7 protein-coding genes are annotated in these 7,141 nt (G+C 56.3%); 3 read left to right on the forward strand and 4 right to left on the reverse strand.

Features of this window, described 5'->3' with window-relative positions; genetic code table 11:
• Nucleotides 1-23: 23 nt before the first annotated feature.
• The 3 genes from Q0N43_RS09725 (at nucleotide 24) to infC (ending at nucleotide 4,413) form a co-directional block, all read left to right on the forward strand.
• The gene (locus Q0N43_RS09725; RefSeq protein WP_295445840.1) at nucleotides 24-1,547 is read left to right on the forward strand and encodes an MATE family efflux transporter; all 1,524 of its coding nucleotides are present in this window, start codon (nucleotides 24-26) and stop codon (nucleotides 1,545-1,547) included.
• A 42-nt stretch (nucleotides 1,548-1,589) separates the two neighbouring features.
• A complete protein-coding gene (locus tag Q0N43_RS09730; protein ID WP_295445842.1) occupies nucleotides 1,590-3,704 on the forward strand; it encodes a thioredoxin family protein in 2,115 nt (704 codons plus the stop codon).
• Nucleotides 3,705-3,894: 190 nt separating this feature from the next.
• Entirely contained in the window at nucleotides 3,895-4,413 is a 519-nt protein-coding gene (gene infC / locus Q0N43_RS09735) for a translation initiation factor IF-3 (RefSeq protein ID WP_295445844.1), read from the forward strand.
• A 7-nt stretch (nucleotides 4,414-4,420) separates the two neighbouring features.
• On the opposite strand, the gene Q0N43_RS09740 is transcribed toward infC, so the two are convergent.
• From Q0N43_RS09740 to Q0N43_RS09755, 4 genes are read right to left on the reverse strand one after another with little or no spacing between them, the layout of a single operon-like run.
• Nucleotides 4,421-5,170, reverse strand: coding sequence for a sulfite exporter TauE/SafE family protein (locus tag Q0N43_RS09740; RefSeq protein WP_295445846.1), 750 nt, complete (start codon nucleotides 5,168-5,170; stop codon nucleotides 4,421-4,423).
• Nucleotides 5,171-5,172: 2 nt separating this feature from the next.
• A complete protein-coding gene (locus Q0N43_RS09745; RefSeq protein ID WP_295445848.1) occupies nucleotides 5,173-5,754 on the reverse strand; it encodes an SURF1 family protein in 582 nt (193 codons plus the stop codon).
• Nucleotides 5,751-6,137: a DUF983 domain-containing protein gene (locus tag Q0N43_RS09750; protein WP_295445850.1), complete on the reverse strand. Its 387-nt coding sequence runs from the start codon at nucleotides 6,135-6,137 to the stop codon at nucleotides 5,751-5,753. The genes Q0N43_RS09745 and Q0N43_RS09750 overlap by 4 nt, the downstream gene beginning before the upstream one ends.
• Nucleotides 6,138-7,025 carry a cytochrome c oxidase subunit 3 gene (locus Q0N43_RS09755; protein WP_295445852.1) on the reverse strand — a complete coding sequence of 296 codons (888 nt, stop codon included), beginning with the start codon at nucleotides 7,023-7,025 and terminating at the stop codon, nucleotides 6,138-6,140.
• Between the last annotated feature and the right edge of the window lie 116 nt (nucleotides 7,026-7,141).

Consider the following 7,141-nt stretch of genomic DNA (forward strand, 5'->3'; position numbering starts at 1 on the left):
CCTGCCCGCGAAAGCGGGAATCCATGGCCGGAGCATGCCGCTATCGCTTCATGGTGTGCACACGATACGGCAGCCCCATGGATTCAAACTTTCGCGGGCAGGACATATTTGTGGTCTCACCAAGAAGGTATTTCAGCATAACTACCCCCGCCCATCAGCGCGACCTGACGACTGGCCCAGTGGCGAAGACATTGTTCCTGTTCGCGCTGCCCTCGCTTGGGGTGAACATTCTCCAGTCGCTGAACCATTCGGTCAATTCGGTGTGGATTGGCAGATTCCTAGGCGAAGAGGCGCTTGCCGCATCGGCCAATGCGGGGCTCATCATGTTTTTGATGTTCTCCACCTTGTTCGGCTTCACCATGGCGACGACGATTTTGATTGGCCAGAATATGGGCCGCCGCGACGTGGAATCTGTCCGCCGCATCATGGGTACTGCATTTGGCATTTTCCTTGCGGCTGGCCTTGTCGCGGCGGCGGCTGGCTGGATCTTTGCGCCCCAAATGCTGCGCCTGATGGCAACACCGGAAACGGTCTATCCGCTGGCACTCGCCTATTTACGCGTCATCTTCCTGTCGATGCCAGCCTCTTTTGTGATGGTGCTTGTTGCATCATCGCTGCGCGGCGTGGGGGATTCGGTCACGCCATTTTGGAACACGGTTTTGAACGTAGTTCTCGACATTATCTTGAACCCGATTTTCATTTTAGGCCTTGGCCCGATCCCCGCAATGGGTATCGCTGGATCGGCGCTTGCAACAGTTCTTGCCGGGATCATCAGCCTCGGGCTATTGCTGCATAAGGTCTATGCGCGTGACCTGACCATCCGCCTGCGCGGGCACGAGCTGAAATGGCTTCGGCCAGACGCGCGGTTCTTGAAACCGATTGCGCGCATGGGCCTGCCTATGGGCGTATCAATGATCATCATGTCGGGCTCTGCTGTGGTGATGATTGGCCTCGTCAATCGTGAGGGCGTGAATACAACCGCGGCATTTGGCGTGATGAATCAGCTTTGGAGCTATGTGCAGATGCCAGCGGTCGCCGTGGGCAGCGCCGTCAGCGCAATGGTCGCCCAGAATATCGGCGCGAACAAATGGGACCGCATTGGCCGCATCGTGTGGTCGGGCATTGGGATCAACCTGCTGCTGGCCGGTGTGCTCATCTTACTCATGACCGTGTTCGCTACGCCATTGCTTGGCCTGTTCCTGCCAAGCGGCAGCCCAGCCATCGATATCGCGATTCACGTCAACCACGTCATTGGGTGGACCTTCGTCCTGATGGGTGTGTCGGTAGTTGTGACCTTTGCGGTGCGTGCAAATGGAGCCGTCGTTGCACCGCTCCTAATCCTCATATTCAGCGCGGTGCTGGTGCGTTTCAGCATTGGCTTTGGCCTATACGCCCGCTTCGGCGCAGATGCCATTTGGGGTTCATTTGTTGCGACCGCGATTGCATCCTGCATCCTGTCGATTGCTTATTATCTGCACGGCGGCTGGAAAAAGGCGAAGGCGATGCCGTCCATGGGTGCGAGCGCCGTGCATGTGGTGCCTGAATAATCCGCTGTCCTATACATGTTGCATTGTGCCATTGAGCTTCCCATGAAACGCAACGTCACCCTGTCGCCAGATTTTGCCTTGCCCAAGCACATAATGTTGCGCATGTGTCAGTTCCTGCTGGCGCTGTTTGTCGCGGCGGGCATGGCCCATGCGCAGGTTCCCGCCCCTGCCGCTCCGCAATATGTCCGCGCGTCGATGGCAGCCGAAACGCGCAGCCCCGCACCCGGCGATATTGTGACGGTCGCGATTGTCATGGATCCGAAACCCGGCTGGCATGATTATTGGGTGAACCCCGGTGATGCCGGAACGCCGCTTGAGCTGGACTGGATATTGCCCGCTGGCGCAACTGCTGGTCCTGTGCGTGCGCCTGTGCCCGAGACCTTGATCGTCAGCGGTTTCATGAACCATATTTACAAGACAAAGCATGCGTTTCTGGTTGATCTCAAAATTCCGCAAAGCGCGATTGTTGGGCAAAATTTCGCTATCAAGGTCGACGCACGCTGGTCGGCCTGCTCCGATCTGGTCTGTGTACCCGAAAGCGCGACATTGTCCGTGCCAATGACCATTGGGTCCGGAACCATCACCAATGCCGACCGCATGCGTTTCGATGCGTGGCGTAGCGCATTGCCAGTGCCGCTGGACCGCAAGGCGCTATATGCCATTGATGGCAACAGCATTGATATCGCCATTCCCTATCCGCGTAGCGCCGATGCAAGCCGAGTCTGGTTTTTTGCGCAAAGCGCAAATCTGTTCCGTTACGCCGCCCCGCAAACTGCGCGGCGCAATGGCGATTGGTTGATTATCCGCAGTGAAGTGAAAGAAGCATTTGCCGGAGAGATTGACGGCCTATTGCGCTTCAACGATGCGCAGGGACTTGAAATACGCGCGACACCCGGCAAAATCCCATCGGGCGGTGCGGCGGTATCCGTTTTTGGCAAAGGTGCAGCGGGTCCAGCGCAAACACCGCCGCTTGGCTTTGGCTGGATACTCGCCTTTTCGGTTCTTGGCGGCTTGCTCCTGAACCTCATGCCTTGCGTATTCCCGATATTGGGGTTGAAGGCCTTAAGCCTTGCCAAAATAGGCGGTGATGAGGGGGAAGCCCAGCGCGATGCCGTTGCGTATACCGTCGGCATCATGCTGAGCTGCCTTGTGCTGGGCGGCATCATGCTGGCCTTGCGCGCCGCGGGCGAAGAGGTGGGCTGGGCATTCCAGTTGCAGGATCCAGCGATTGTGCTGCTGCTGCTGTTGCTGATGGTGGCGGTCACCGCAAATCTGGCCGGCCTGTTTGAAGTCGGCGGCATCGGCGCAGGTGAAAAGCTGACCCGAAAAGGCGGTATGTCCGGATCATTCTGGACAGGCGTTTTGGCGGCTGTTGTCGCAACACCGTGCACGGGTCCGTTCATGGCCGCTGCGATGGGGGCGGCTTTGCTGTTGCCCGCAAGTTTAGCGCTGCTGATATTTGCAGGCCTTGGGCTTGGCCTTGCTTTACCCTTCCTTGCCATCGCCTTCATCCCGCTTTTGCGCACGCGTATGCCCCGCCCTGGTCCATGGATGGTGCGTTTTCGTCAGTGGATGGCGGTGCCAATGGCGCTCACATCATTGGCTTTGCTGTGGCTACTATATCAGTTGGCCGGTTTCAGCGGCTTGCTCATTGGCGGCGCGGCTGCGTTAATCATATTGTCGCGGCTGTTTGGACTTGGGCGGAAACAGAAAAGCGGTTCGCCCCGCAAAATCGTCATTGCAGCAATATTGGGCATCAGCGCTGCGGCATTTCTCCTGATGGACAACGCCCCCATGGTCGCGCCTGCGCCGCAGCCGATGAAAGAAGGCAGCATGGCGTTCGATGAAGAGCGGCTGGCCGAATTGCGCGCGCAAGGTACACCCGTATTTCTCTACTTCACCGCCGACTGGTGCGTGACGTGTAAAGTGAATGAGAGCGCTGCAATCGACCGCACAGAAACCAGCACGGCCTTTGCCAAGGCGGGCATACGCACGATGGTGGGCGATTACACACGTAGAGATCCCGATATCACGCGTTTTCTGGCCAAGCACGGCCGGTCGGGCGTGCCATTATATCTATATTATCCGCCGAACGCCGACGCCCGCGTGTTGCCGCAGATATTAACGGTAAACGACCTGACGGCGCTTTCGGATTAAAAACCTGCGCAAACATCGCCCCTTAAAATTGCCTCCGTTGCCTCCTTGCGACGGGCTTTCGCGCCACAACGCGCAACAAAAGCAGGGGTTGCGCCGCTAAAGCCTTTATCTGCGGACAAATTGGCTGTATTGGCGATGCCGAACATCACAAGGAGTATCGACTATCGCCACCCCGCCGACCCGGCGCGCTATGACCCCACCTGTTAAAAGTGGTCCGCGCTACAATAATCTAATCACCGTTGAAAAAGTGCGGGTCATTGATGATGACGGCGAAAATCTGGGTGTCATGTATACCCGCGAGGCGATAGCGCAGGCTGGCGAAGTTGGGCTCGATCTGGTGGAAGTTTCCCCGAACGCTGACCCCCCCGTGTGCAAATTTCTGGACATCGGCAAGTTCAAATATGAGGCCCAGAAAAAGGCCAATTTGGCACGCAAGAGCCAGAAAACACAGGAAATTAAAGAAATCAAGATGCGTCCGAACATCGATGACCATGACTATATGGTCAAGATGAAGAAGGTCGCCGAATTCATCGAAGAAGGTGACAAGGTCAAGATCACGCTGCGTTTCCGTGGCCGTGAATTGGCGCACCAACAATTGGGTATGATCCTGCTTCAACGTGTTCAGGCCGATACGACCGAGACCGCAAAAATTGAAGCTCATCCCCGGATAGAAGGTCGCCAGATGCTGATGGTGCTGTCGCCCAAATAAGGCGCAGTCACCAGATGGCTTGCCGAATCAGTTCGGCCCCAAGGATGACCATTAAAAGAGTGATGATGACGTTAAAACGCGCGGGCGAAACGCGTTTGACTAGTCGCACGCCTGCTAATGTGCTCAATATCGCAAGCGGCAAGAATATTGCCGTTAATGTCATATTCTGCGCGTTGAACTGCCCCAAAGCTGCATAAGCGGGTACTTTGAACCAATTGATGATCGCGAAGAATATCGACGACGTGCCGATGAAAACCAGATGCGGGAAATTGCGCGACAATGCCCAAATCTGAAACGGTGGCCCGCCGGCATGGGCAATTTGGCTAGTAAAGCCCGCTACACCCCCCATGATCGTGCCCATCCATTCCGGTGCAGGGCCTTTCAGCTTCATGGGGCGGCCCAAGAGAGGGAGTAAGCGATAGATGCCAAAAGCGAGCGCAATGACGCCCACAAAGCCGCGCACGGCGTCTGCAGGGATGACCGAGGCGAGATACCAGCCCATTAAAATACCGACCACCGCGCCGGGCAAGGTGAGCAATAAGGTGCGCGCATCGTAGCTGCGCCGGAACGCCCAGACACTAACGATATCTTGAACCATCAGGATCGGTAACAACATCCCGGCGGCGGCCACAGGGTCCATGACCAGCGCCAGCAACGGGATGGCGGCCGCGCCCATCCCTGCAAAGCCGCCCTTAGCAAGCCCGACCAAAATAACGGCGGCGCCAGCGACGAGGTAAAACAGGATATCCGGCGGCAAGTTCAAGATGCTTTGGAACGCTTTCGCACTGCCAATATATAGATAATGGTCGCAGCGGCGGCAAAGATGAACCACTGGATGGCATATAGAAGATGGTTGTTCGGGATCTGGCTTGGCGACGGCTCCGCCAATATATCCAAGCCTTCGACCGCGTCTGTTGAAACCAGCTTTATCAACTGTGCTCCGCTTGGCGCGATAATGCCTTTAACAGGGCCGCCGCCCCATTTTGGTGCTTGTGGTCGTTCGGACCAGCCAAAGGCCACTTTGGCATTGGGGCCGCCTGCTTCTCCGGTCTGGCAAGTCGCGATATGGGCAAAGCCCGCTTTGTCCGCCGCATTTGAACCCGATACGGTCTCAATCTTAACAACACGCACACAATTCAGGCTGGAGCGGCGGAACAGCGGCAATGCCGCAGGGTCGGGAACCGTTGGCCATACCACGGCTGGCAATCCTACCGCCGATTCATACCGCGACAGCATTGCGTCTTTCTGGTCCTTGCGCTGTAACTGCCAGATGCCAAGGGCAATCATCGTAGCAACGGCAAGGGCAACCAAGAGGGTTGGAATGACAGGCAAGCGGCTCATAGTAGATCACTCTTACCAGCTTCGCGCGCGCGGTTGCGATGCTCCGCCGCCAACAAAGCGGCTTTTGCCATGCGCAGGGTGATCACCGTGAGCGCCGCGGTAAATGGCACCCAAATGATCACATGCACCCAAAAAGGCGGACGGAAAGCCGTATCTACAATGAGCGCCAGCACGATAATCAGCGCGCCTATGCCCATGGTAATCAACGCAGCGGGGCCATCGCCGACATTATAGCTGCTGAAATCAAGGCCACAGTTTGCGCAACGGTCGGCAAACTGCCCCAGGCCAGCGAACAGGGTTTTGTGCCCACATTGGGGGCAGAGACCAAAAAGGGCCGCCCTAGCAATGCTGGGCTGCCCTTCTATGGATTGTTCTGGTTTCATTTACGCGTGCACTGGTGCGCCCCAGCCACCCCAGATGTAAATGGTGATGAAGAGGAAAAGCCAGACGACATCGACAAAATGCCAGTACCACGCGGCGGCCTCAAACCCGAAATGCTGCTGAGGCGTGAAATGGCCTTTGTAGGTACGTCCAAGACAGACAGCCAAGAAGATCGTTCCAACAATGACGTGGAAGCCATGGAAACCGGTCGCCATGTAAAAGGCAGTCCCATAGTTCAGTCCGCCAAAGGGAAATGGCGCAACGGCATATTCATACGCCTGAATCGCGCTGAAAAGCAGGCCGAGCAATATGGTCGCCCATAGGCCTTTCTTCAGACCTTCACGGTCGCCATGGATAAGCGCATGGTGCGCCCACGTCACAGTGGTACCCGAGCACAAGAGTATTAGCGTGTTCAACAATGGAAGCTTCATCGAGTCGAGAACTTCCAAACCCTTTGGGGGCCATTGCATCAACGCGGCTGCACCCTCTTGACCAATCAGGTTCGTCACCGTGAATGCATGCGTTTCGGCGTCTATCACGATTTCCAGCGGAACGGGGAACAAGGCATAATCAAACCAAGCCCAGAACCAGCCAACGAAGAACATCACTTCGGAGGCAATAAACATGATCATGCCGTAACGCAGATGCAACTGCACCACGGGCGTATGGTCGCCCGCCTGCGCTTCATTGATGACATCCGCCCACCAAGCGTAGAAAGTGTAGAGGACGGCGATCAGACCAACACCGAAGATCAAGCTGCCATAGCTGAACTGTTCGGGGTGCATCCACATCACAAGGCCGAAGAACATAGTCAGGGCCGAAAACGACCCTAATATCGGCGTAATGCTTGGTGGCAGAATATGATAATCGTGATTTTTGGCACCCGCCATGGTCAATTCCCTGTAGTCTTATCGATTAACTATTGCCTTAGCCACCGTTCGCCGTCTGGTCCACCGTGTTTGGCTTCTCAACGGGGTAGAAGGTGTAGCTAAGTGTGATTTCTTCA

This window comes from Sphingorhabdus sp. EL138 (assembly GCF_945882965.1).
Taxonomy (GTDB): domain Bacteria; phylum Pseudomonadota; class Alphaproteobacteria; order Sphingomonadales; family Sphingomonadaceae; genus Sphingorhabdus_B.